This window comes from Legionella tucsonensis (genome assembly GCF_001468035.1).
Taxonomy (GTDB): Bacteria; Pseudomonadota; Gammaproteobacteria; order Legionellales; family Legionellaceae; genus Legionella; species Legionella tucsonensis.
This window is the reverse complement of sequence record NZ_LNZA01000001.1, coordinates 1,239,920-1,264,398: the sequence shown is the minus strand read 5'-3', so window position 1 is coordinate 1,264,398 and position 24,479 is coordinate 1,239,920. Positions and strand designations below refer to the sequence as shown.

The following is a 24,479-nucleotide window of genomic DNA, read 5'->3' as shown; positions in this document are numbered from 1 at the left end:
CACAATCTAGAAATATAGGCGTAGCAGAAATAAAGTTCCTGATTGATGTTACGCCTTTTACTCAATTAATCAGGTAAAGACATTAAGCTTGCATTTCCCCCTGCCGCAGTGGTATCCACAGTATAAGTTCGCTCGTGACACAGTCGAACCAGATAGTTAGGACCACCCGCCTTAGGACCTGTACCTGACAATCCCTCTCCACCAAAAGGTTGTAAACCAACAACAGCACCTATCATGTTACGGTTTACATAACAGTTACCCGCATGAATATTTTTCCTGATATATTCCACTGTTTCATTAATACGACTATGAATACCCAGAGTTAAGCCATAACCTGTCGCGTTAATTTGTTCAATAACTTTATCCAGATCTTTTCTTTTAAATTGAACCACATGCAATACCGGACCAAAGACCTCTTTTTCTAATGCACTAATATGATTAATTGCAATCGCAGTTGGAGGCATAAAATATCCAGATTCCAACGACTCCTCTAATGGGCATTGATAAATAATCTCAAAACGCTTTTTCAGATTATCCACATGATTTTTTAGTGTGGATAAAGCCCCCTTGTCAATTACAGGCCCTACATCAGTCACAAGCCAGCGCGGATCACCTACGACCAGTTCAGCCATAGCTCCTTTTAAAAGTGCAATGGCTCTTGGATAAACTTCTTCTTGGACAAATAATACACGTAATGCAGAGCATCTTTGACCAGCGCTACCGAAGGCTGAGTTAACCACATCTACTACAACCTGCTCCAATAAAGCTGAGGAATCAACGAGCATCGCATTTTGACCACCAGTTTCAGCAATCAAGGGGATAATTTCTCCGCCACGTGTTGCTAGTGTACGATTAATAAGATTCGCCGTATCAGTTGAACCAGTAAATAAAACCGCTTTGATTCTTTTGTCAGCAACTAATGCGGCCCCGATTGTTTCACCTGGACCAGGAAGTAATTGTATGGCCCCGACAGGAATTCCTGCCTGGTGCATTAATTTAACAGCATAAGCAGCAATAAGTGGAGTTTGTTCTGCGGGTTTTGCAATAACACAGTTACCCGTTACCAACGCAGCAACAACCTGTCCTGTAAAAATTGCCAAGGGAAAATTCCAAGGACTTATGCAAAGCACTGTGCCTCGTGGATGCAAACTCAGTTCATTTAACTCTCCAGTATAACCTGTTAAACGTAGCGGAGCAGCCAAAATTTGCTGTGCTTGCACGGCATAATAACGACAAAAATCAATTGCTTCACGCACTTCTGCAATGCAGTCATTCATGGTTTTACCCGCCTCAAGACAGGCTATGGTCATGAGTTCTACTTGATTTTCCTGTAATGAATCGGCAAAGCGATTAAGGCATGCGGCTCTTTCTTTAACGGACATGCCTGACCATATCGGGAACGTTTGCTCCGCTTGTACCAAAGCGTGTTCGACATCGTCCAGTGATGCATTTTGGACTGATCCCACAATATTTTCAGTTTGCTGTGGCGAATTAATCTGTTGCTTTTCACCTTTAAGTATTCGATTTCCTGCAATTATTGGTCCTGAAGCCCACTTCTGCAATTTGATTTTTCCCATTTTTTCTTGTAAAAATGCACGCTCAGTGCGATCAGTAAAATCAAACCCCTTAGAGTTTTTTCTATTTGGTTGAAAGATATCTTCGGGTAATGGAATATTTTGATTCATCTTATGTAATAAAGATTGGGCTTTTTCCACAGGATCTTCAACTAATGTACTAATTGGTGCATTATCATCAACGATACGGTTTACAAATGAAGAATTTGCTCCATTTTCCAACAAACGACGTACTAAATAAGGAAGTAGATCCTCATGACTACCCACCGGAGCATAGATACGGCAAGGAATCCCATGACGTGCTGCAGGAACTATCTGTTGATACAACTCATTGCCCATTCCATGCAAACATTGAAACTCAAAATCGCGATAATCGCCTGTAATATTTAAAATCATTGCTACAGAATAGGCATTATGAGTAGCAAATTGAGGATAAATTGCATCAGTCATAGTTAATATTTTTTTCGCGCAAGCCTGAAAAGAAACATCTGTAAAAACTTTTCGGGTAAATACAGGATATTCTTTAAAGCCCTGCATCTGTGTTTTTTTAATTTCACTATCCCAATAAGCACCTTTAATCAAGCGCACCATGATTCGACGTTGTTTTTTTCTTGCCAGGGCAGCGACCCAATCCAAAACATAAAAAGCTCTTTTTTGATAGGACTGAACTGCTAAACCAAAACCATTCCATCCATCCAAACTTGCATCATTAAAAACTCGCTCCATCACATCAAGTGATAACTCCAAGCGCTCGGATTCCTCAGCATCGACCGTTAAGGCAATTCCATAATCCTTTGCTAAACGTGCAAGGGCAAGGAGCTTAGGCGGTAACTCTTCCATAACTCGCTCATGCTGGTTTTCATTATAACGTGGGTGCAAGGCAGAGAGTTTTATAGATATACCCGCACGTTTGTATACATCTGAATTTTTATCAGATTGTTTTCCTATTGATTCAATTGCTTCTTTATATGCCTCAAAATATCGTGATGCATCGACCGAAGTTAATGCAGCTTCACCCAACATATCATAAGAAAAGCGATAACCTTGAGCTTCTTTCTTTTTGGCTCGGTTTAACGCTTCATCTATAGTTCTTCCTTTGACAAATTGCTTGCTCATAATTCGCATTGCTTTATCAACAGCTGTTCTTACCACAACTTCGCTGCTTCGATTAACGAGTTTCATTAAAGATTTAGCTAATGTTGTTTGAGCTTTTTCCGGAGTCAGTATTTTACCTGTGAGCATCAGCGCCCAAGTCGTTGCATTTACAAAAAATGAATCGCTTTGACCTATATGAGATTTCCAATCACCACCAGATAATTTATCTTTGATTAAATTGTCTATTGTTGCGCTGTCAGGAACACGTAGTAACGCTTCGGCCAAACACATAAGCGCAATCCCTTCATCACTGGATAATGCATATTCTGTCAAAAATGAATCGATACCTGTGTTTTTTTTTCGTTCAGCTCGCACGGATTCAACTAACTTTGTTGCGCTACTCTTGATGTCTGTTAATTGCTGTTGCCCTAATGCCGCTTTTTCACAAAGTTCTGATATCAACGATAACTCATCAACATGATAAGCATGGTTAATAGCAGCTCGTATGCCTTCAGGTAATTGTATGATCTGCTTTTCCAGCATAGCATTCTCCGAAATCAAATCTATAATATTCTTTTTCCCCTTTCTCTCTTGAACACAAAGGAGCACAAGTCAATGCTGGGTTTAAAAGAGTTTAAAAACTAACAGCCAAGTATAATTTAGCGTCATATAAAATGGAATGCGTCATCCATTATTTTGCTATAGCAACATGCCATAAATCATCCATAATTGTAGTGATTATACCTAATTTCAAGTAATTTTTGCTTTTTATTTAATTTATTTAATTTTTTTTTAATCTAGTTGAGTAGTTATTGATGCATAGAATAGATCCAAATATAAACAATCAGGTTGATGATTTAACTATATTTTTTCTAATATTCATACAAGCCTCTGAATTGAATAATATTTCCCCCTGTTGATCAAATAAACAACTTCTAATTTTACAATTACATGAATTGTCAATATAATAACCATTTTTTTGACGAACTATAACGGCGATTTACACGAAGAAAGGAGAGGTATGAATACTCTATTAACTCTAATCTCAACCGTAATTTTAACCAGTAATATAACTTCCAGTGCACCTTCTTTTGCAGCGAGAACGGAAGGGGATATCAGTACTAAATTACAACATCTGAGTAATAAGGCACCGCAGTTAAATAAGAATGTTTTAAGGCTCGCTTTAACTGCATATAACAATGCGAGTAAAAACGGGGCTGTTAAAAAGCCAGTCCTTACAGTAATTGACTATTCTTTACCATCAAACAAACAACGTATGTGGGTATTTGATCTTCGTAGAGAGCGTCTTCTCTATAATACCTATGTTGCCCATGGTAAGAATTCTGGTGTGAATAGAGCAAGTCATTTTTCTAACACTCCTTCCAGTAAACAATCAAGTTTGGGAACCTACATTACAAAAGATACCTATATAGGTCATAAAGGATATTCACTCAATTTGCAGGGTTTAGATAAAGGTTTTAATGACAATGCATTAAATCGACGCGTTGTAATACATGGCGCATGGTATGTAGAACCCAATTTTATCAAACAAGCTGGCCGTGCCGGTCTGTCTTGGGGTTGTCCTGCTATTGCTCAAACTTTGGCAAAACCTGTAATTAATACGATTAAAAATGGCTCTGTAATTTTTGCCTATTTTCCCGATAAAAAGTTTTTATCTAAATCAAATTATTTAGTAGCATAAAAAAGCCAGGGTTTAAACCCTGGCTTCGCAGTCATCCGCATAAGAACTTCCCGTTCTTATGATCATCCATGACAAATCATATCCGTATGATTACAATTCCGTTTGTTTGACTTATATCCATACAAGTCATTGTTAAAATGTAGCAATAGAAAATAAGAAGTGCAAGAATATTTCAGGGCTCTTTCCTAATTTACTTTAGAGTAAGCCTAAAAGCACATCATAAAATATTAATTAAAAACAATAAGTTAATTTAATCCAATGAAATTGACGTCAAAAAAACAGCTATTGTCTTTAACTGAATTGAGAAATATCTTACAAGAGATCGAGTAAAAAAATAGATAAGACCTCGCTTATATACAAAACCCAATCGATTAAGTGATTTTACCAGCGTGTTATCACAAGCAGACACACCTTGTTTTTTAAACCAATCCCGCAATAGGTTAATCTGCCAACCTGCTTCCTGATAACCATAATCCTGAGGTGATTTTCTGAGTAACTCCTCAAGTTGAGATTCAATAATAGGTGCCTTCCTAGCCGGTCGACCCGCTTGACTACGACTCTTAAGTCCTGTAATACCATACGTTATATAGCGCTTGAGCCATAATCTGATGGTATGTTCATTGCGACCAGAAATCTTAGCCGTTTCCGATACCGATTTTCCTTCTCCGCATAATAATACGTAATAGGCCCGTTCCCCTATATTGGATTTTTGACTGCGCCTTAATCGTATTAAATCTGCTTTTGCTTCTTCGTTGAGGTATATCCTTAGCATTTTTCAAAACTAATCTATAAAAATCGGAAGATTACACTAAAAAAAGGGTCACGATCATTAATACGAACCACCACTGTTTGCCCATTTTTACATTCTTAACTCGTAGTCGGGTATTAAATGGAAGCGTAGGATGTGCAGCCGTCATAGAATACATGTTGTATCGCTATCTTATGATGATGGAGGCGTTTACTATAAAACGAAGCTAGACCTCGTGCTATATCCTTTTGCAGATCTAAGAGGTGTATATACATTACCCTTAACTTTATAAGAAACTATTTCATGTCCTAGAGGCTTTGTTTCGTTCTTCCACCTTTAGTCCACTGACTACACTGTGAGGCTCTTTTTCGGATATCAAAAACATCCAGAGCCCGGGCAAAACCATCCTCATATTTTTTTAAAAACCAGTATCCTCACCCTTTATTTTGAATAAATCCCAATGTCCACCAAGTTTTTTTGCATGCAAAATAAAGCGTAAGTGTCCTTCTTTGTAGTAAGAGAAAATACAGTACTTTCAACCAAAGGATCATCCGAGTGTTGCTGAATATAACTGAAGCATACTTTAACTTTTTATTGATAGTAAATCGTCAATTATTTACACTGACAGTATAAAATTTTATTTGAATGAGAATTATAATAATGAAACAATGCCGCTCGATCATTAAGCAGATGACTGCCCTCTCAGAGCATATTATTCCGATTTGCGATCCTCTTAATACTCTAGGCATTCATACATTCACCGCATTAATCAATTATAATGATGGAAATCAAGTTAATCTTTCTAATAGACCCTCCTGGATTGATGATTATTACGCATTAGAACTTTATAATAGTAGTTCTTACGATAATGCCCCCGATTTATTCCACTCTGGCTATAATTTATGGTCAGCGAACTCAACCTTGCCTGTCTTTCAATATGGCTTACAGCGTTATGATAGTGGACAAGGATTAACTATTATCCATCGACAACCTGACAATACATCATTTTATTTCTTCTCAGGATCAGGCCAAAATACACAGTTGTATAATTTTATTATTAATAATCTTGTGTTTTTTGAACGATTCATACAGTATTTTTTAAAACAAGAAGAGAATATCCTCAAAAAAGCATACTCATTAAATTTGAAAAGACAGATTAATAAAAAGAAGCTAATTGATATAAAAACGGTGAAACATTCATTAGATGAATATCAAAAGCTATGCCATATAAAACATAATATTGAAAATAAATTCGATTTTATCTCTAGAACAGATTTATCCCCTGAAATATCCTTAAGTCCTCGTCAAAAACAAGTGATGTATTGGAGCATACACGGAAAGAGTGCTAAAGAAACAGCCAAAATATTAGGAATATCTCATAGAACCGTAGAGAGGCATTTTGAAATTTTAAGAAAAAAAACGGGTACTTCGAACAAACAGGAATTAACTTTTAAAACCGCTGTAGAAACCACAGAAGAAGATTGGTACATATAAAAAATGCTTTTATTTAATCCGCGGAGAACTTATAATGACCAAAATAATTAATTTTTAAATAAAATGGCTAAGCTTTCGCTTCTTCTTGATAAAATAGAAATAAATTTAAATCAGTTGAACTTGTTGATGCAAGCATTCAAAACTTCAAACCCTGATTCACAATATTTATTTGAGGTAATTGAAAGTCTCATCAGAGCCCATAAAAGACTTGTAGAACAAAAATTCCCAACTTTAAATATTAAATTAATAACTCGTGATATTGAGTTTTCTTTACGCCAATGCGATTTATTATATACATACCTTTCAGATAGAAATCAGCATTTTTTTTCAAATATGCGTTCTCGTGATCAAGCCATTACATGGCTCACTGCTCTAGAAAAAAAATACAATAAAATCTTTCAGGTATTAAAGGTGGATAAACCTAATTCATTACAACCCCAAAAATCAACTGCCTGGGTAACTCAAGGCGCACTAAGTGATGAAGATTTATACCCACTTTTTCAACAAACTTTATATAACGTTCGAAAAGAATCTTTAAAGGCAGAATGTTTACCTCCAAAAGTATTTATTAGTTACGCATGGCCTTTGCCAGAGCATACAAATGAATATTGGGTTAAAGAATATATCATCCAGTTAGCAAAAGATTTAAAATCTGCCGGTGTCATTGTTTATTTGGATGAAATGGATAGTAGGTATGGTTATTCTCTCCAAGATCACATTAATCATCTTAAAGAAAGTGATGCAGTTCTTCTCATTGGTACCCCCTCTTTAAAAACAAAATATGAAACTCCTGCAAATCTGCATATGATAAATGATGAATTTACCGAAATAATTCACCAATCCAAACGATTAAAAATTATTCCGCTGCTTTTGGAGGGAAGATATGAACTATCTTTTCCTAGAGCAATTACACGTAATCGCTCTATTGAAGATTGGACAAATGGTGATTATATTAATCACTTTATGGCACTTCTACAGCATCTTACTGGGTTACCGAATCATCTCTATGAACCGTTATGGAGGTCTGTGTTAAAAGCTTACATAAGAAACATGGAGGGTTGTTTGGCACTTCAAACACAGCCGACGGTTACTGATGATAGTTCAACGTCTAAACAGTCAGACAACTTAAATCGTTGGAGCTTATTTAATATCTTTGCTAGCACTTCAATAACGGAAGACCAAGCACCATATTTGAATTATACTGGTTAGAATTTTTATATGCCCTTCATAAAGAAGGGTACTCTCAAATTTGTTTAGGTAATATAACCTTAAAAACCACCTTTGTTGAGAGGTTCTTCTCTTCTATATCAATATCCAATCTAAAATTTACTGAACAGAGGGGTAAAACAAATTTACATACTGAAACTGGGTTTGGATGCTTGTTCCTCAATCAATTCATTGAAACCGGCTCTTATTAAATTTTCGAGAACTATTTTAGCAAGGCCAGTCGTTTTAGCAACATTAACAAAATCGTTAAATTCTTTATGATTTAATAAGAATTGTACAGCCCTTCTTTCTTGATCATTTTGGCAAGATCTATCATATTTATCAACTTCAATCACACCTTTATAAAGAAGATAATCATCCGTAGCCATGGTAAAACGTTTTACAATAGACCAAATGGCCTCGTATAACTCAGATTCTTTAGGTATCGATTTAAATAATAAATAAGCTTTTTTTCTGTATTCACTTTCTATTGGAGTACCTAGCGTAAAAATCATACTTTTAGCATTGAGAGCACTTATAGAATTCGAAGTTCTTTCATATGGTAGTTGAAAACTATTGTCAATGATTTCTAACTCTCCGTTTGCTTTAGTGTTAATGATTTTATTTTCCAGAGTCGATTCTTTTATAGACTTGATTGAAAATTGATTCGGTTTATACTTATTAATAAGATGACATATAATTTTACTGATTTCCCTTGTTAATTTTTCAGCTTCTAAAATATTAGAATCACTGTCTTCATATAAATGAATTTCATGCCTCTTATAATTAAGGTCGTGGTTATTTTTTAGATAATCCAGAATATGCATTATTTGCGTGTTTTTACCTTCAGTCATTAACACTTCAATTGAGGAATTATAGTTTTCGGGAGGTATCGTTGAAATCAATACCGGAATTTTTTCATTGGCACAAGTATAAACAGATAATCTATCATTTTTATAATCAATGGTATTTTGTAACGTCAATTTTTTGTTTAATATTTTTTCGATATAGGATTTCACATACTCTGGGTTATCATGGTAAGTAGCAACTACTGATACATTCTCTTTGTCGTGCAAAAAAAACTCACCAATACCGGTTTTAATATTGTTGTCTGAATTAAATAATTCTGGTCTTTGAAAAGTATGATGTTTAGTTATTGTCTGGTCGAAATCAAAAATTCTTATATACATTAATAATGCTCTCTCTATTTAAACTGAAATATTCATCAAACATCGTGCTATTTGTTAGGCTCAAAATAGAATGTTTTACCCAAGATTGATAAATTAACAATCTTGCTGCACCAATAATGTATTAACCCTATCTTAAAACCAATTCAGTAAAATTACCCAGTATGCTAAGGAGAATGTCAGTACAAGCGTTTATTATTTTAGAGTTATCAGATTTGTTTCTTGTAAAAAAATACTAATTGTCAAGTTTTCTATTCATTGATTTTATTGATAAAAGCGGTTTGGAGAGCGCTTAATTGATGTGGAATTAAGAAAGTAAATGAAAAAGTTTATACCTTAATCTATGGTTACCCCAAAAAAATTTACTAAATATCTTTAAATAACATCATTATGTTTGGTTATAAATGCTTGATTATGTTTCAAGATATGGTAGTTTATTCAGCATCTAGATCACGCTTTAGAGCAATATGATGGACAAACAACCGATAGCTGCAGCAAAAAAAGAAAAGTTACACGTTATAGATTGGCTTATTGAACATTTCCCAAATGCTTTTTTTAAAAAAGGAAATCAGATCAAGCCCCTAAAAATTGGGATATTTGATGATATTATCGATTTTTACGAACGACTGGACTCCCCTCCTTTCAGCAAAAAATCACTGCGAGAAGCGTTAAGCTATTACAGTGCATCACCAGCGTATCTAATTTGTCAAAAAGAAAATGCAGCACGAATCGATATCTACGGTAATGAAGTGGATACAGTAACTCAAGAACAAGCTAAATATGCTCATCAACGTTACTTAGAGCGTTATAATAAGAAAAAAATTTCGGAAAAAAATAGTGGCAGCCAGGGTGACGCATAGCGAAAGCCCGTGTCCTCGCGCCGAGCCCAATCGTAACACCATAGCAGTGGCATACGGCCTTTCGGGTTGAACTAACCTTACTGTAAAGCCATTAAATAATTAACTCTAACGTCAGATCCTAACGAAGCATTCCTCAAAAAAGGATTATAATCCATTCCTTGCAAATCAATTAAGTTGAGATCCCAAGGACGAGCCATGGCAAGCAGCTCACTGGGTTTAATAAACTTTTTATAGTCATGTGTTTGTTTGGGTAATAAATTCAGTACATACTCTGCAGCAATAATCGCAGTGGCATATGCTTTCATCGTTCGACTGATTGTTGATACAAATAAAAACCCTTGTGGTTTAAGTAATCGTCTGCAATGCTCAAAAACCAACTCAGGATTTTCTACATGCTCCAACATTTCCATACAGGTAATTACATCAAAACTTCTATCTTTATATGCTTCAATCGAAGTACATATATATTCAATCTTTAGATGATTAATATTTGCATGTTGCTGAGCTACAGAAATTGCTTCGGACTCTGCGTCTATTCCGGCAACTTTTGCCCCTGACCTTGCCATAGATTCACAAAGAATGCCGCCACCACAGCCAACATCCAAAACATCTAGATCAGCTAAGTCAACATGCTGCTTAATAAAATCTAGTCGCGTTTCATTAATATCATGAAGAGTTTTCAAAGGCCCTTCAGTGTCCCACCATAAATTAGCGTACTGTGCAAATTTATTAATTTCTTGAGGATTAATAGTTGATTCAATATTACTCATCTTGTAATAAATCCATAGGTTTAAAAAAATCGATAACGTGTTGATTTGAGATAAAGCTTACATTATAAGGATGTTCCGCAATAAGTCCTATAGGTAATTTATCTTGCGCAACAGTTTCTGCAATTTTACCTAATAAAATGAGCTGGATAGTAGGTTTTATTACAGTCAATTGTTCCAAAAGACTTTGCATAAAAGGTTTCCATTGACGTGCATGATAAGGAACTTCACCCTCGCTATAAACTAAAGAAGCATTGAGGAGTAAAATACCTTTATTCATCATCCCTTCAAATAATTGTCGTGCTGTTTGTACTAAAGTGCTTTTATCCACTAATGCAATATTGGCTTGTGACACATCAGAGTCCAAATCACCACGTGCAACGAGTAACATTTTAATCCAATTTCGTAAGGAAGTCGCTCTATTAACTTCCTTGCTTAATCCATTTGAACTCCATAAATTACCCACTGAGTTATCCCAGAAAGCATATCCATTTGCTGAGTCCTTGCGTGGATAAGGCGATTCACCTAATAGAATATATTGGGTTTTTGTTAATGGTAAACTAAAAGCTGCAAATAACCGCTCCTCTCCTGGCAACCAATATCTGTCATTCATTAACTGATATAAATAGTTTTGATCTATAGCATTTAGTGCTTTGATTAGAATTTCTTTCCAATCAGAATGACAATTATTTAAAAAAGAATGATACTCCATTTTTATGCTCGGTAAAGAAAACTCTAATGACACTTCCACTCTGCCCCCTTTTTTCTTATAATGCACTTAATTTACACAAATATATAGGAATTGATGAGCACTAGTGTAAATAACGAAGATAACTTGACCAGTGATGCAATACATAATCGTAACTGCTATGTTTATTTTCTTCAATTAAAACCTGTAATTCAATTTCTCACGAAACTCCCGCCGGAATTTGCCAGATTATATGCTGTAATGGGATTTTAAATAACTCCATAGGAACAAATTTTTTACTTGCTTATTGATGGTTTTGTGGTTAAAAATAGAATTTACAGGGAGATTCTTACACACAAGGAGCAGGTGTCATGTCTACTAATGAACAAGAACTTGATGTAATTATAAAGAATGAAGCAAATCCTCCTACTACAAATAGAGTGATTGTGGAAAAAGCTTTATCACAGATGAATTTTTCTGATGCAGCAAAACAATTATTATTAGATCCAAACTCATCCGAAACTGATCTTGATAGTTTGCAAAGCATTGCATTAACTCAAGAGCATTTGTCACAAGTCAAGAAAAGTTTAGGCGCCATAGTTGATAGTTTACAAGATAATCCAAGTCTCATCTCACGTGCTGCAGCTTTCTGGGGTGAGTTGCCTCTTTGGCAAAGAATCATAGGTGGTGTTGCCATATCAGGACCAACTCTCATCATAGGAGCTGCAGCTCATATTGGGTTTCTGGTAACGATTAGTGGCGTAAGCGTTTTAGCATATACTACAAGTGGTATTGTTCTGGATGATCATCATTACCATACCAAAAACATTGCTCAAAAATTAAAAGAAGGAATTTTTGGGGTTGCAGAAATCCTTGAGCTGACTATTGGAGCATTAGACTCGATTCGTAAAAAATTAGCTGCTGAAATAGATAAGTTTAAAGAAGAAAATGAAAAGCTCGCTAGAAATATTACACGGCTTAATGAGGAAGTTGAAACCTTGAGTGCCCAGGTAGAAGTTTATATTGAAACTGAAAAATTACTTCGAAAAAATAAAGAAAATCTTGAAAAAATTGCCTCATCATTTAAGCTTGATCTGGAAAAACAGAGTGTGCAATTTAACGCCAATCAAAAAGAACTTGAAAAAGTTCGAGAATTACATTCGAGAAGCTTATTGTTATTGTCCCAAAAAACCACTGAGTTAGCAGAAGTTAGAAAATCTATGGGAGCTGAAGTGGAGAAAGCGAAACACATCGCCAGCACTTTGGAAAGCACGGTAAAAGTTCTCACTAGCGCGTCTATAAGCGACTCCAATCAACGACACGCTTTTCATGAGAAATTAGATGCTTTTTTAATGGATAAAACAACCAGTTTTGACCAAGTAGCAGAGCGTATTAGTAAAGCAGAGTCTGACCTTTCGGATGTTAACTCTGAATTAAAAGCCAGTACAGAACGATTTAATAAACTATTAGAACTCCAGGAAAAACAGCTTCAACGTTTGCAAAGTCTTGATCGACGCGTTGATATCAGTGTCCATCCAGAGTTACATCCAACTAAAAGCGAGGATTCGGTAAAACAAGAAGGATTGCTTAGTAAATTCGGTATAATGGCCCTTCCTCAAATATGGCCATTAAATAATTCAACACCCAAACAAAGTACACCAATACCTTAATAATAGATTTTTTCATTCTCCGAGTTTAAACACTCGGAGGATAAGATTTGCTATCTTAGTATAAATTCCAATCTATTTTCTTCTTAGTACCACTTAGATTATGCATTGTGAAGTACCTTAATTTCAGCTATTCTGTATTTTTAGTTATAAGTCCATAGCCAGCCGTGATTAAACCATACAATAAACTGATAAATATAATAAAAAACAATCAGAAAACAATGGTGAAGCAACTTCACCAGTTGTGTGAGATTAATTCTGGAACAAACAATTTAGCAGGGTTAGCACAAATTACTAATCTATTGCAAACCGTCTATAAGCCGATAGCTGACACGATTCAGAGAAAAAAACTAAATCCTTTATCTGTTATTGATATGTCCGGTAATACAATAGTGCAAAACTGCGGAGATGCTCTATTCATTAGAAAACGACCTCACATAAAACGACGAGTTTTACTTTGCGGGCATATGGACACTGTTTATGCTGCAGATAATCCGTTTCAAAAATTAAAGTACGTTAATGATAATTGTATTAATGGACCTGGCGTTACTGACATGAAAGGCGGACTTATAGTGATGTTGCAAGCCTTATCTGTTTTTGAGGAAAGTGAATTTGCAGCTGAACTGGGTTGGGATGTTTTAATTAATGCCGATGAAGAAATTGGTTCACCTGCATCCAGCATACTTTTCGATGAATTGGCAGCTAATTATCAAGCAGCTTTGGTTTATGAGCCTGCAATGACACCAAGCGGTACTTTAGCTAAAAACCGCAGAGGAAGTGGCAAATTGACGCTTATTGCTACAGGAAAAGCAGCTCATGCAGGACGAGATTTTTCAGAGGGACGAAATGCAATTTCCTACTTGGCTGAAGCTGTATGTGCTGTACATGTCCTTAATGGGAAACGTGATGGAGTTACAATTAATGTGGGAAAAATTGCAGGCGGTGAAGCGCTCAACGTAGTTCCAGACAGAGCAGTAGCACAGCTTGATATCCGAATTAGTCTGCCTGAAGATGAATTTTGGGTGCGGAAAGAACTCGATAAAATCATTTGCCAATTAAGACGCCAGGACTACTCATTGAATGTCCATGGTATTTTTGGCAGGCCAGTAAAGCGTGTGTGTTTAGGCACAGAGCGTCTATTTCATCGTATTCAACATTTGGGACAAGAGCTTGGTTTATCAATAGATTGGAAAGATAGTGGCGGCTGCTGCGATGGAAATAATTTGGCCCAACATGGTTTACCAGTTATAGACACACTTGGAGTCAGGGGTGGTAATATTCATAGTGCCGAGGAATATATATTACTTGATAGTTTGTCTGAACGTGCATCACTCAGTACCCTACTTTTGCTTGACCTAGCCCAAGGCGGCCTAGAGGATCTAAAAAATGATGTTATTTCGTAGTGCTCGCAATACAGATTTAGATGCTATTCATCATTTGGCTGAAGAAAGTGGCGTAGGAATAACAACGCTTTCTAAAGATAAAAAAATATTAGCAAAACGTCTCCATTGGTCCACTGACTCATTTCATAAAAATGTGGAGAAAGCCAATAATGAATATTATTTATTTGTCTTAGAAAATCCCAAGAATAAAAAAATAATAGGTGTTTCAGGAATTGAGTCATGTACTGGGCATGAGACCCCTTTTTATTCTTACAAAATCTCCAAACGTACCCGAATTTGTCGTTCATTAAATATTCGTAGTGATTATGAGGTTTTAAGTCTTGTAAATGATAATCAGGGACGAAGTGAAATCTGTACTCTTTTTTTAGAGCCTAAGTATAGAAAACATAAAAATGGTTTATTACTTTCTAAAGCCCGTTTCCTTTTTATCGCCCAGCATCCTAAGCGCTTTGCGTCAACATTAATTGCTGAAATGCGCGGAATCTCAGATGAAAATGGTACATCACCTTTTTGGGAAAATGTAGGGAGTCATTTTTTTCATATGTCTTTCGCAGAAGCTGATCGACTGACCCTGGCAACTGACAAACAGTTTATAGCAGACCTAATGCCTCGTAACCCTATATACATTAAATTACTGTCCCCTCAAGCCCAAGCAGCAATTGGCCAACCTCATCCTTCTACACAAGCAGCCATGCACATTTTATTAAAAGAAGGATTTCGTTATAATAAGTATATTGATATTTTTGATGCTGGTCCTACACTTGAAGTCCCCCGATTAGAAATTAAAACCATAGAATTAAGTCACGTTGTAACGATTAAAAATATTAGCGATGAAGTAAGCAGTACTAATTACTTATTAGCTAATACTCAATTGGATTTTCGAGCAACTATTAATAGTGCTTTAGTTAATAAGGAAAAATGTACCTGTATTATCAGTAAAAATACAGCCAATCTTTTGCAAGTCACATGTGGAGATCAACTGCGTGTTGCTCCTTTACAACTTGATGAAGGAGAGTTGAATGACTAAGTCACCTGTAATTCATGGTAAAGGACAATATATTAATGGCGAATGGCTAAAAGGAAATGGGACTACTCTAGAATCCATAAATCCAGGTTATGGCACGTTACTTTGGCGGGGTACAAATGCCACAGAACAGGAAGTTTCTGCTGCATACCATGCAACGCGACAAGCATTTTTCTCTTGGTCCTCTCTTGATTTTGAGCAACGTGCAAATTATACCCAAAGATTTGCCCAGCAAATTGAAAAGAATCGTGACCAATTGGCGCATTTAATTGCTTTAGAAACAGGCAAACCTTTATGGGAAGCACATACGGAAGTCAATGCAGTTATAGGGAAAATTAATTTATCAATTAAAGCTTATCATGAAAGAACTTGGACTAAAATAACCCAGGCTACTGAAGCAAATACCTGTCTTCGCTTTAAACCTCAAGGTGTTATAGTCGTTCTTGGTGCATTTAATTTTCCGGCTCATTTAAGCAATGGACATATAGTTCCTGCTCTGCTGGCAGGAAACACAGTTCTTTATAAACCAAGTGAACATGCGCCTGCAGTGGCGGAATTGGTCATGCAGTGTTGGCATGAGAGTGGAATACCCTCTGGAGTAATTAATTGTTTGCAAGGCGATGCCACATGTGGGACGGCCTTACTGACACAAGACATTCAGGGTGTATATTTCACAGGAAGCTATGCGACTGGCTTGCGCATTCACCAACATTTTAGTAATAGACCTGAAGTAATTTTAGCTCTTGAAATGGGAGGAAATAATCCTTTAGTCATTGATGAAGTTACTGATCTTAACGCGGCGGTTTATCATACCCTACTGTCTACTTTGATTACTTCAGGTCAACGCTGTACGTGTGCACGACGTGTCATTATTCCTGATTCACAGCAGGGTGATGAATTCTTAAATCGTTTCATCCAAACATGTTCATCAATCAGGGTCGCCCCTTTTGATCAAAAACCAGAACCATTCATGGGACCAGTTATAAGCCATTTACAAGCCCATAAGCATATTCATAGTCAAAAAAAACTGGTTGAATTGGGCGGCGTTTCCTTATTATCCATGAACTCACTTGCTGATCATACAGGCTTGCTGTCACCAGGTGTTATAGAGATGACACACGTTGAAAATCCTCCTGATGAGGAAATTTTTGCACCTTTAGTACAAATATATCGTTACACTCACTTTGAGCAAGCAATCAATCTGGCCAACCAAACTCGCTATGGTTTGGTTGCTGGTTTACTAAGTAATAATGAGCAACATTATCGTCAATTTTATCAACATGTTCGTGCTGGATTAATTAACTGGAATAGACCTACTACAGGTGCAGCCAGTAACCTTCCTTTTGGTGGAGTCGGATTAAGTGGAAATCATAGGCCGAGCGCTTATTTCGCTGCGGATTATTGCGCCTATCCAGTAGCTAGTATGGAGAACCCTTTTTTAACGATACCTGAACAAATTTTGCCAGGTATTGTATTAAAGTAATTATTGAGGTTATGACTGAAGAATAAAATAGGGCGCCTCTCACTGGATGTGACTTATAACGCCCACACATATGAGGGCAAAATATATAAAATGAACGTTTATGAATTAAACATGGATGGCCTAATTGGCCCTACTCATAATTATGCAGGACTTGCACCTGGTAATATTGCATCTTCCTATAATGCGTTAGCAATTTCTAACCCCCAAGCGGCTGCCTTGCAAGGATTAGAAAAAATGAGCTTGCTTCATAAAATGGGGCTAAAACAGGGGTTACTTCCACCCCACCAACGCCCTAACCTTAAATTACTTCATCAACTAGGTTTTTGTGGCACACCTAAAGAGCAAATTAATAAAGCTTTTAAAACAGCTCCAGAACTTCTTGGTGCCTGCTATTCAGCATCCAGTATGTGGTCAGCCAATGCTGCTACAGTTTCCCCAAGCACTGATACTCAAGATCATAAAGTACACTTTACTGCCGCAAATCTTGTAAGTAATTTGCACCGACACCATGAAGCTGACTTTTCAAAAAGAATACTGGAATTTATATTCGCAAATCCAGCTTATTTTCATCATCACCCTATTTTGCCTCGGTCAATTATTACAGGAGATGAAGGCGCTGCAAATCATAATCGTTTCTGTCAAAGACATAACCAGCCTGGAGTTCATCTTTTTGTTTATGGAAAAAAAGCACTAGGAACAAATCAAACTAATTTTGGACCGATCAAGTATCCGGCGAGACAGACTCTAGAAGCATCTGAAGGAATAGTTCGTCAACATCGATTATCGGAAAATCAAGTTGTCTTTGCTTGCCAAAACCCACTTGCTATTGATCAAGGGGTTTTTCATAATGATGTGATATCTGTGGGTAATGAATCAGTTTTTTTAGTTCATGAACACGCCTTTCACCAACAAAGCACTGTTCTTAAAGAGTTAAGCGAAAAAGCCCCTTTTTCTTTAAATATTATTCAGATTTCACAAAAAGAGCTTAGTGTAGTTGATGCAGTTGAAACTTATCTTTTTAATTCACAAGTTATCAGTTTAACGAGTCAAAATTCTATGATCCTCGTTGCTCCTGTCGAGTGTCAAAATAACCCTCGTGTTCATACGTGTATTGAGCGAATACTTTCTGATGAATCAAATCTAATTAACTCGGTTTACTTCCTTGACCTGAAACAAAGTATGCGTAATGGCGGTGGTCCTGCATGCTTGAGATTACGTATCCCTTTAAATGACGAAGAATTGAGGGCTATGCATCAAGGCGTATTAATAGATGATGAACTGCTAAGTACTTTAGAAAAGTGGATATTAAAGCACTACCGCACTGAGCTCGCTGCAAAAGACTTGGCTGATCCTCAGTTAATTGAAGAAAGTTTTTCTGCTTTAGATGAGTTAACTCAAATTTTAAAGCTTGGATCAATTTATCCCTTCCAATTGGAGATGACACACTAAAATGTGGAAAACAAAGTTAGGAACATGCATCTATACTTCGCCCTCAGGTTACAAAGTATATCAAAATGCGTGTTATCGTTGGTTAACCTTGGGTAGTAAAGCACTACAGACTGTTATTAACCGTCATAAGCCCCATAAACCTGTTTTATACTATCTTCCTGCACTCACATTAATGGCCCGTCAATATCCAGGAACTATTTGTATGTTAGGATTAGGTGGTGCAGGAATTGCATTAATGCTAAATGATTCTCCTTTAGTTGCTGTAGACAATAGCGAAGAGGTCATTGAAATAGCCAAACGTTTTTTTATAATAGACCACTTAAAAAATTTAACAATTATCCATGAAAATGCAATGGATTATGTACAAAAATGTGAGACGAATTTCACTCATCTAATTGTTGATCTCTATAACGCGAATCATTTTCCACCGGAATGTGCTAATGCTCATTTTTTTATTTTATGCGATAGGATAGTAACTGAAGATGGATTTTTGGCTATCAATTTAGCCAATATAAAAGAGCAATATCCAATTTTTCAATTAGTAAAAAATCAATTTAACCATACCTTGGTTATTCCTATAAGAAACAGTGCGAACATAATTATTCTTGCCGCAAAAAGTAAAAGCAAAGAACTATTCATGAATAAAATAAAGGAAACAGGAGCATTTAAGCGAATTATTTGGGTTGATTCCTGGGGTTATGTAGGGGATTATAAACAAGGTATTTGGCAGCGGTTGACAACATATTTTAGCAAAAAATAAAGATATTAAATATCAACCAGCAAAAATAGATTGTGCGATCTTTTTCAAATCCTAAAATATTAGAGGGGGTGGTTAAGGTTTCCAAATCAAATATTGATTTTTGTAACACCCTTCTAATATGAGTTCTTTAGACGAAAAATAAAAGTGTTTTTAAAATCATCGACCTACCTTGAATTCTTCTGTCTGTGTTATGAATAACGTAAAAAATAAAAGTAAAATATTCTTCTATTTGTAGTACAACTTTTATTACCTACCAACAACCACCCAAACAGATTGAGTGTTATATCCACTGGCAACTCCACTCGTCCTAATTAAGCTCATTCTGATTAATATATAGTCTATACTGATCATATATAGCACGATATGAACATCAAATCGATTTCAGAAACTTGGATGTCTTGGTGTATTCGACAAGTTACAACTATCGATGGAGAATGACATGCCAAAAATTAAGGTAACGGAATTAGAAGATTTAGAAAGAGTCTTTAAAAACAAATTAGGGGAACTTAACACAGCTCCATTAAATAGTCATGCCGAAATGAACAAGTGCATTATTAAAAAGCTTGTTCATGATTTAGGTAACCTTGTTATCATTGCAAAAGCCAGTAGTCTTTCGGAGATGCCTATGCTAGATTCGGCCGCAGGAAATATGTATCAAAATGTAAAATCTCTCAGTGAGAAATTAGAACTTAATGATCCAGAAATACTAAAATTTTTAAATAATACAGAGTTCTCACAAATTCCCCCTCTCTCTTCGGAAGAGTTTGATGATGAAGTTGAGTTTTCAGATGATGAGGGGTTTTGTTTGAAAGCAAGGGCATTGTGCTTAAATAGTAAAAAAGAGGATCCGAAAAAGTCGGGTGAAAAGGATATTTTTGAGTGGGATGAAGGGGATAGCGAAGAGGAGAAAAATCCATTTAACCCCTGATGACTAGACTACAAAATAATTCCTGGATTCAAAGATGATACTTCTGCAGCGAATTCATTAAGAGCATTCATTTCTTTGGAAGATTTAAATAAACCATACGCTGTGAGACCACCAGCTACGATGCCTAATCCCGTACTTGTTGAAGCAACAGCAACTGCAGCGGCATGGGCACTTAGAAGTCCGGCAAAAAATGCACCTGGACCTGTCCACCAGCTACATGCAACCCCAATTGCAAAACCAATTAAGGCTGTTACAGTGAGTACAATTGCTGCTGCGCCAACCGAAAGTACTGCATTAAGAACATTAGGATGTTGCTCATCCAAAATAGTTTTACAATTCGTTGTAAAGTCCTCAATTGCATTAGCCTTTTGCAAAGGAGTAACGCTGAGATTATCAGCTTTCACTAATAAGATATCTGATAGCTTAGTCAACTCCTTCTCAATTAATTGCTTTTTTTCTTTTGGCAGTTCTTTTAAACTTTCCATAAGTCTAGCTTTCGCTTCGCTCCAAAGAGAATTTTGTTTGTCTTTGCAAAGTTTAGTAATTATTGAAAAAAGTTCATCAACATTATCTCCTTGTTTTGCTGAAGTAGTAATGAAGTGAACAAATAAATCTTTTGATTTAAGTATGTCCAGTTTACTCGGGTCTGCCTTAGGCAAATCCGATTTCGTTCCAACGCAAACAATAGGAGACTTTGGGACATATTGACGAAACTCTTGAATACTTTTAATAATTTCCTGCTCATTAATTTCTTCAGTCAGATCAATACAAAATACCCCTACTGCAGCTCCAAGATAAAATACCTGACTTAACGCCTGGTATCGTACAGCCCCTGCTGTATCCCATAAGGTTGCAATATTATCGGAATCAATTCCTCGAGTTAAAAAATCAGCACCTACAGTGGAAGATGATTTTTCGTCAAATTCAAAACCATTTTTTAGAGCGATTCGACGATTAAGCTGGGTTTTACCACTTCTATGTTTACCAAAAAAAACAACCTTGTATCGCATGGGAAACCTCAAAATTATTTGTATGGTGCTTAAATCTAATGAAAATCTTCAACAAATTCTCCTATTTGGCTTTATAAATAAGCTGGAAAACTTAATGACTATTTATTACTTTGAAGAATAAAAATTACAAAAGGATGATTTTTGCCCGAGGCTATTTTGCCTCAGACATTAATTTGACTTAAATTTCCATTAAATCTTTTTCTTTTTCGGCCAATAATGAATCTATTTCTTGGATATATTTATCAGTCAGCTTTTGAATGACTTCAGTTGCTCTACGCTCATCATCTTCAGAAATAGTTTTATCTTTAACCAAATCTTTTAATTGATTATTTGCATCCCTTCTAATATTACGAATGGAAACTTTTCCCTGCTCGCCTTCATTACGAACGACTTTGATTAACTCCTTTCTGCGTTCCTCAGTTAATGGAGGCATAGGAACACGAATAGCAGTGCCTGCTGTAGCAGGATTTAAACCCAAATCAGAATTCAAGATCGCTTTTTCTATGGCGGGTACTAGAGATTTCTCCCAAGGAGTCACTAAAATGGTTCGTGAATCACTGGCAGAAACATTCGCAACTTGATTTAAAGGGGTCATAGTTCCATAATAATCCACTTGCACATGATCCAGTAAGCCAACATTCGCTCTTCCGGTGCGAATTTTGGTTAAATCCGTCTGTAATGCTTCAATGGTCTTTTTCATTCGCTTTTCTGAATCTTGCTTAATCTCATTAATCATGATTAGCTCCGACTATAGTTCCTACGCGTTCTCCAGATACAATTCTTCTCAATGCATTAGGGGCTGTCATATCAAAAACTTGCAAAGGCATACCCTGATCTTGACAAAGACATATTGCAGTTGAGTCCATCACTTCCAAACCTTGAGTTAATACTTCAATATAAGTTAAATAATCATAACGTTTGGCATTAGGATTCTTAAAGGGATCTTCCGAATAAACACCATCTACTTTAGTTGCTTTTAAAACTACATCAGCGCCTATTTCAATAGCTCTTAAACAAGCGGCCGTATCGGTAGTGAAAAACGGATTCCCCGTTCCTGCTGCAAAAATTACAACCTGCCCCGCTCGCAAATGTGTGATTGCTTTACGTCGATGATAAGGATCAACTACACCAAGCATAGGAATAGCTGACATAATACGTGCAGGCATATCAATGCGTTCTAAAGCATCTCGTACCGCCAAAGCATTCATGACTGTAGCCAGCATCCCCATATGATCACCAGTTACACGACCCACTCCAGCTTGAGAAAGTGCTTTACCACGAAATAAATTACCACCACCTAAAACGAGCCCAACCTCAACGCCCATCTTGATTAATTCGGCGATATCCCTAGCTAATGTATCTAAGACCGAGGGATCAATACCAAATTGTGACTTTCCCATAAGGGCTTCGCCACTATATTTTAATAAAATACGTTTATATTTTAAAGGGTGACTTTCATTCATCATGTACGAACCTGAGCCATCACTTCTTCAACAAAGTTATCTTCTTTTTTCTCTATGCCTTCACCAACTTCATAACGAATAAAAGACAGAACTTCAGTGCTCTTTTCTTTTAAAAGCTGCCCTACTTTGATATCAGGATTTTTAACAAAGGGTTGGCCTAACAAGCTCACTTCATCAATAAATTTATTGATTCGACCTTCAATCATTTTATCGATAATTTCTTGCGGTTTGCCACTTTCTTTTGCCTGAGCAGTAAAAATTTCACGCTCATTTTCAATTGCTTCTGCAGATACTTGATCTTTGCTTACTACAATTGGTTTACTTGCTGCAATATGCATTGCGATGTCTTTAGCAAGCTCTTCATCACCAGTTTTAAGTGCAACCATAACACCAATTCGTGAACCATGTAAGTAACAACCAATTACTCCAGTATCACAATGCATGCGCTCTAGACGTCTTAGTTTAATGTTTTCACCAATTTTCGCTACTAATTCTTGACGTGCTTGTTCTACAGTGCTTCCAGAAGAAAGAGTAGTGACCGACAACGCCTCAATTGTAGTAGCCGAACTGTTTAGTGCAGTTTCTGCAACTGTATTAGCGAAGTTAGTAAAGTTCTCATCTCGAGCAACAAAATCTGTTTCACTATTAATTTCAAGCATCACCGCACTACGTCCATCGATAGAACGTGCAATGACGATTACGCCCTCAGCAGCAACACGATCTGCTTTTTTATCTGCTTTTGCCTGACCTGCTTTACGCATTTCAATGATTGCAGCCTCTATATCACCGTTGGTTGCTATTAGAAACTTTTTACATTCCATCATGCCAGCCCCGGTACGCTCACGTAACTGCATGACTAAACTTGCACTAATTGACATTTAATTTCTCCGTATAGCAAAAAGGGGGCAAATTTAGGTGTTCAGACACCTGGCCCCCTGTATTTTAAATTTTAATTATTTCCCTGATTTTTCTGCATCACCAGTTTGTTCAACTACTTCTACAAATTCGGCATCAGATGAACCTACTCCAACTGTGTTACTGCCTTTAGCATCTAAAATTGCATCAGCAACACAACGAACATAAATATCAACTGCTCTCATGGAGTCATCATTACCAGGAATAATGTAATCAATGTTTCTTGGACTATTGTTGGTATCGACAATACCAATAACAGGAATTCTTAATCGATGAGCTTCTTCAACAGCAATGTGCTCGAAGCCAACATCAACAACAAATAGAGCATCAGGTAAACCACCCATGTTTTCGATACCGCCTAAACCTCTTTCTAATTTCTCTAGTTCACGCGTCAGCATCAGTGCTTCTTTTTTAATCATACCATTGAACAGTCCCTTTTCTTGCATTTCTTTCAATTCTTTTAAGCGAAAAATGGACTGACGTACTGTTTTATAGTTGGTTAACATACCACCTAACCAACGATGATCAACATAAGGCATGCCACAACGTTTCGCATGTTCACGAATACTGTCTTGTGCTGCCCTTTTGGTACCTACAAATAGAATTTTTGCTTTGTTTGATGCCAATCTGCCAACATAGTTCATTACGTCATTTAGCATCACCATCGTTTTTTCAAGATTGATAATATGGATTTTGTTACGAGATCCAAAAATATACTCACCCATTTCAGGATTCCAAAACCGTGTTCTGTGTCCGAAATGAGCACCTGCTTCGAGTAACTCACGCATACTTATATTCATTATTTGTCTCCAGGGTTATTCCTCCACGCCTCCCATACGAAACCCCTTCAGGGACCCTATCGTATGTGTCGAAACGTGTGTGTATTTAAAGCGCGACCTTTATACCATATTAGAAGAATTTCATCAATCGAATTTAACACTAAATCATTTTTTTTATATTGTGCTAAGCTTTTCTTAAGTGCCCCAAATTATCTGTTCAGGAGCATACAAGAGCTAGTTTTTTATATGCAGTAATTTATTGGAACCAAAATAAAGA

General features: G+C 36.4%; 21 protein-coding genes. 11 read left to right on the top strand and 10 right to left on the bottom strand.

The annotated features are described in order from the left end of the window. Window positions 1–65: 65 nt before the first annotated feature. Entirely contained in the window at window positions 66–3,212 is a 3,147-nt protein-coding gene (gene putA / locus Ltuc_RS05500; RefSeq protein WP_058520300.1) for a bifunctional proline dehydrogenase/L-glutamate gamma-semialdehyde dehydrogenase PutA, read from the bottom strand. 478 nt (window positions 3,213–3,690) lie between these two features. Between putA and Ltuc_RS05495 the strand changes: the two genes are divergently transcribed. Further along, entirely contained in the window at window positions 3,691–4,371 is a 681-nt protein-coding gene (locus tag Ltuc_RS05495; RefSeq protein ID WP_058520299.1) for a murein L,D-transpeptidase catalytic domain family protein, read from the top strand. 250 nt (window positions 4,372–4,621) lie between these two features. On the opposite strand, the gene Ltuc_RS05490 is transcribed toward Ltuc_RS05495, so the two are convergent. Then, window positions 4,622–5,143, bottom strand: coding sequence for a helix-turn-helix domain-containing protein (locus Ltuc_RS05490; protein WP_058520298.1), 522 nt, complete (start codon window positions 5,141–5,143; stop codon window positions 4,622–4,624). Window positions 5,144–5,779: 636 nt separating this feature from the next. Here Ltuc_RS05490 and Ltuc_RS05485 point away from each other — a divergent pair. Then, on the top strand, window positions 5,780–6,613 hold the full coding sequence (locus Ltuc_RS05485; protein WP_058520297.1) for a helix-turn-helix transcriptional regulator: 834 nt from the start codon (window positions 5,780–5,782) through the stop codon (window positions 6,611–6,613). Window positions 6,614–6,676: 63 nt separating this feature from the next. After that, on the top strand, window positions 6,677–7,822 hold the full coding sequence (locus Ltuc_RS05480) for a toll/interleukin-1 receptor domain-containing protein (protein WP_058520296.1): 1,146 nt from the start codon (window positions 6,677–6,679) through the stop codon (window positions 7,820–7,822). Between the two features lie 143 nt (window positions 7,823–7,965). On the opposite strand, the gene Ltuc_RS05475 is transcribed toward Ltuc_RS05480, so the two are convergent. Continuing rightward, window positions 7,966–9,009, bottom strand: a complete 1,044-nt coding sequence (locus Ltuc_RS05475; RefSeq protein WP_058520295.1) for a hypothetical protein — start codon at window positions 9,007–9,009, stop codon at window positions 7,966–7,968. A gap of 467 nt (window positions 9,010–9,476) precedes the next feature. Here Ltuc_RS05475 and Ltuc_RS05470 point away from each other — a divergent pair, with 467 nt between their 5' ends. Continuing rightward, window positions 9,477–9,866 carry a ProQ/FINO family protein gene (locus Ltuc_RS05470; RefSeq protein ID WP_058520294.1) on the top strand — a complete coding sequence of 130 codons (390 nt, stop codon included), beginning with the start codon at window positions 9,477–9,479 and terminating at the stop codon, window positions 9,864–9,866. A gap of 77 nt (window positions 9,867–9,943) precedes the next feature. On the opposite strand, the gene ubiG is transcribed toward Ltuc_RS05470, so the two are convergent. Both ubiG and Ltuc_RS05460 read right to left on the bottom strand, forming a co-directional pair. After that, entirely contained in the window at window positions 9,944–10,636 is a 693-nt protein-coding gene (gene ubiG / locus Ltuc_RS05465) for a bifunctional 2-polyprenyl-6-hydroxyphenol methylase/3-demethylubiquinol 3-O-methyltransferase UbiG (protein WP_058520293.1), read from the bottom strand. Then, window positions 10,629–11,345 carry a uracil-DNA glycosylase family protein gene (locus Ltuc_RS05460; protein ID WP_193786857.1) on the bottom strand — a complete coding sequence of 239 codons (717 nt, stop codon included), beginning with the start codon at window positions 11,343–11,345 and terminating at the stop codon, window positions 10,629–10,631. Before Ltuc_RS05460 ends, ubiG begins: the two co-directional genes overlap by 8 nt. Before the next feature lie 347 nt (window positions 11,346–11,692). On the opposite strand from Ltuc_RS05460, the gene Ltuc_RS05455 reads away from it, so the two are divergent. From Ltuc_RS05455 to Ltuc_RS05425, 7 genes are all read left to right on the top strand, one after another. Next, a complete protein-coding gene (locus tag Ltuc_RS05455) occupies window positions 11,693–12,991 on the top strand; it encodes a LegC2/C7 family Dot/Icm T4SS effector (RefSeq protein ID WP_058520291.1) in 1,299 nt (432 codons plus the stop codon). A gap of 164 nt (window positions 12,992–13,155) precedes the next feature. Then, window positions 13,156–14,391 (top strand): hydrolase, encoded by a 1,236-nt coding sequence (locus Ltuc_RS05450; RefSeq protein ID WP_083498044.1) that lies wholly within the window; start codon window positions 13,156–13,158, stop codon window positions 14,389–14,391. Next, entirely contained in the window at window positions 14,375–15,418 is a 1,044-nt protein-coding gene (locus Ltuc_RS05445; protein ID WP_058520289.1) for an arginine N-succinyltransferase, read from the top strand. The genes Ltuc_RS05450 and Ltuc_RS05445 overlap by 17 nt, the downstream gene beginning before the upstream one ends. Beyond that, complete coding sequence (astD, locus tag Ltuc_RS05440; RefSeq protein ID WP_058520288.1) at window positions 15,411–16,898, top strand: succinylglutamate-semialdehyde dehydrogenase; 1,488 nt, start codon at window positions 15,411–15,413, stop codon at window positions 16,896–16,898. The genes Ltuc_RS05445 and astD overlap by 8 nt, the downstream gene beginning before the upstream one ends. A 90-nt stretch (window positions 16,899–16,988) precedes the next feature. After that, window positions 16,989–18,347 (top strand): N-succinylarginine dihydrolase, encoded by a 1,359-nt coding sequence (gene astB, locus Ltuc_RS05435; RefSeq protein ID WP_058520287.1) that lies wholly within the window; start codon window positions 16,989–16,991, stop codon window positions 18,345–18,347. Between the two features lies 1 nt (window position 18,348). Continuing rightward, window positions 18,349–19,107 carry a spermidine synthase gene (locus Ltuc_RS05430; protein ID WP_058520286.1) on the top strand — a complete coding sequence of 253 codons (759 nt, stop codon included), beginning with the start codon at window positions 18,349–18,351 and terminating at the stop codon, window positions 19,105–19,107. A 439-nt stretch (window positions 19,108–19,546) separates the two neighbouring features. Beyond that, on the top strand, window positions 19,547–20,035 hold the full coding sequence (locus tag Ltuc_RS05425; RefSeq protein WP_058520285.1) for a hypothetical protein: 489 nt from the start codon (window positions 19,547–19,549) through the stop codon (window positions 20,033–20,035). Window positions 20,036–20,043: 8 nt separating this feature from the next. Here the strand turns inward: Ltuc_RS05425 and Ltuc_RS05420 are convergent, their stop codons facing one another. From Ltuc_RS05420 to rpsB, 5 genes are all read right to left on the bottom strand, one after another. Next, window positions 20,044–21,045, bottom strand: coding sequence for a Rab family GTPase (locus Ltuc_RS05420; protein ID WP_058520284.1), 1,002 nt, complete (start codon window positions 21,043–21,045; stop codon window positions 20,044–20,046). Between the two features lie 178 nt (window positions 21,046–21,223). Beyond that, on the bottom strand, window positions 21,224–21,781 hold the full coding sequence (gene frr / locus Ltuc_RS05415) for a ribosome recycling factor (protein ID WP_058520283.1): 558 nt from the start codon (window positions 21,779–21,781) through the stop codon (window positions 21,224–21,226). Continuing rightward, window positions 21,774–22,511, bottom strand: coding sequence for a UMP kinase (gene pyrH, locus Ltuc_RS05410; protein ID WP_058520282.1), 738 nt, complete (start codon window positions 22,509–22,511; stop codon window positions 21,774–21,776). The genes frr and pyrH overlap by 8 nt, the downstream gene beginning before the upstream one ends. Further along, entirely contained in the window at window positions 22,508–23,386 is an 879-nt protein-coding gene (gene tsf, locus Ltuc_RS05405) for a translation elongation factor Ts (protein ID WP_058520281.1), read from the bottom strand. The genes pyrH and tsf overlap by 4 nt, the downstream gene beginning before the upstream one ends. A 75-nt stretch (window positions 23,387–23,461) precedes the next feature. Beyond that, window positions 23,462–24,226 (bottom strand): 30S ribosomal protein S2, encoded by a 765-nt coding sequence (rpsB, locus tag Ltuc_RS05400; RefSeq protein WP_133138263.1) that lies wholly within the window; start codon window positions 24,224–24,226, stop codon window positions 23,462–23,464. Window positions 24,227–24,479 lie beyond the last annotated feature (253 nt).

What these genes read in the sequence shown, in the direction of transcription:
- putA (WP_058520300.1), bottom strand. Translation starts at nt 3,212, where the DNA reads ATGCTGGAAAAGCAGATCATACAATTACCTGAAGGCATACGAGCTGCT.
- Ltuc_RS05495 (WP_058520299.1), top strand. Translation starts at nt 3,691, where the DNA reads ATGAATACTCTATTAACTCTAATCTCAACCGTAATTTTAACCAGTAAT.
- Ltuc_RS05490 (WP_058520298.1), bottom strand. Translation starts at nt 5,143, where the DNA reads ATGCTAAGGATATACCTCAACGAAGAAGCAAAAGCAGATTTAATACGA.
- Ltuc_RS05485 (WP_058520297.1), top strand. Translation starts at nt 5,780, where the DNA reads ATGAAACAATGCCGCTCGATCATTAAGCAGATGACTGCCCTCTCAGAG.
- Ltuc_RS05480 (WP_058520296.1), top strand. Translation starts at nt 6,677, where the DNA reads ATGGCTAAGCTTTCGCTTCTTCTTGATAAAATAGAAATAAATTTAAAT.
- Ltuc_RS05475 (WP_058520295.1), bottom strand. Translation starts at nt 9,009, where the DNA reads ATGTATATAAGAATTTTTGATTTCGACCAGACAATAACTAAACATCAT.
- Ltuc_RS05470 (WP_058520294.1), top strand. Translation starts at nt 9,477, where the DNA reads ATGGACAAACAACCGATAGCTGCAGCAAAAAAAGAAAAGTTACACGTT.
- ubiG (WP_058520293.1), bottom strand. Translation starts at nt 10,636, where the DNA reads ATGAGTAATATTGAATCAACTATTAATCCTCAAGAAATTAATAAATTT.
- Ltuc_RS05460 (WP_193786857.1), bottom strand. Translation starts at nt 11,345, where the DNA reads ATGGAGTATCATTCTTTTTTAAATAATTGTCATTCTGATTGGAAAGAA.
- Ltuc_RS05455 (WP_058520291.1), top strand. Translation starts at nt 11,693, where the DNA reads ATGTCTACTAATGAACAAGAACTTGATGTAATTATAAAGAATGAAGCA.
- Ltuc_RS05445 (WP_058520289.1), top strand. Translation starts at nt 14,375, where the DNA reads ATGATGTTATTTCGTAGTGCTCGCAATACAGATTTAGATGCTATTCAT.
- astD (WP_058520288.1), top strand. Translation starts at nt 15,411, where the DNA reads ATGACTAAGTCACCTGTAATTCATGGTAAAGGACAATATATTAATGGC.
- astB (WP_058520287.1), top strand. Translation starts at nt 16,989, where the DNA reads ATGAACGTTTATGAATTAAACATGGATGGCCTAATTGGCCCTACTCAT.
- Ltuc_RS05430 (WP_058520286.1), top strand. Translation starts at nt 18,349, where the DNA reads ATGTGGAAAACAAAGTTAGGAACATGCATCTATACTTCGCCCTCAGGT.
- Ltuc_RS05425 (WP_058520285.1), top strand. Translation starts at nt 19,547, where the DNA reads ATGCCAAAAATTAAGGTAACGGAATTAGAAGATTTAGAAAGAGTCTTT.
- Ltuc_RS05420 (WP_058520284.1), bottom strand. Translation starts at nt 21,045, where the DNA reads ATGCGATACAAGGTTGTTTTTTTTGGTAAACATAGAAGTGGTAAAACC.
- frr (WP_058520283.1), bottom strand. Translation starts at nt 21,781, where the DNA reads ATGATTAATGAGATTAAGCAAGATTCAGAAAAGCGAATGAAAAAGACC.
- pyrH (WP_058520282.1), bottom strand. Translation starts at nt 22,511, where the DNA reads ATGATGAATGAAAGTCACCCTTTAAAATATAAACGTATTTTATTAAAA.
- tsf (WP_058520281.1), bottom strand. Translation starts at nt 23,386, where the DNA reads ATGTCAATTAGTGCAAGTTTAGTCATGCAGTTACGTGAGCGTACCGGG.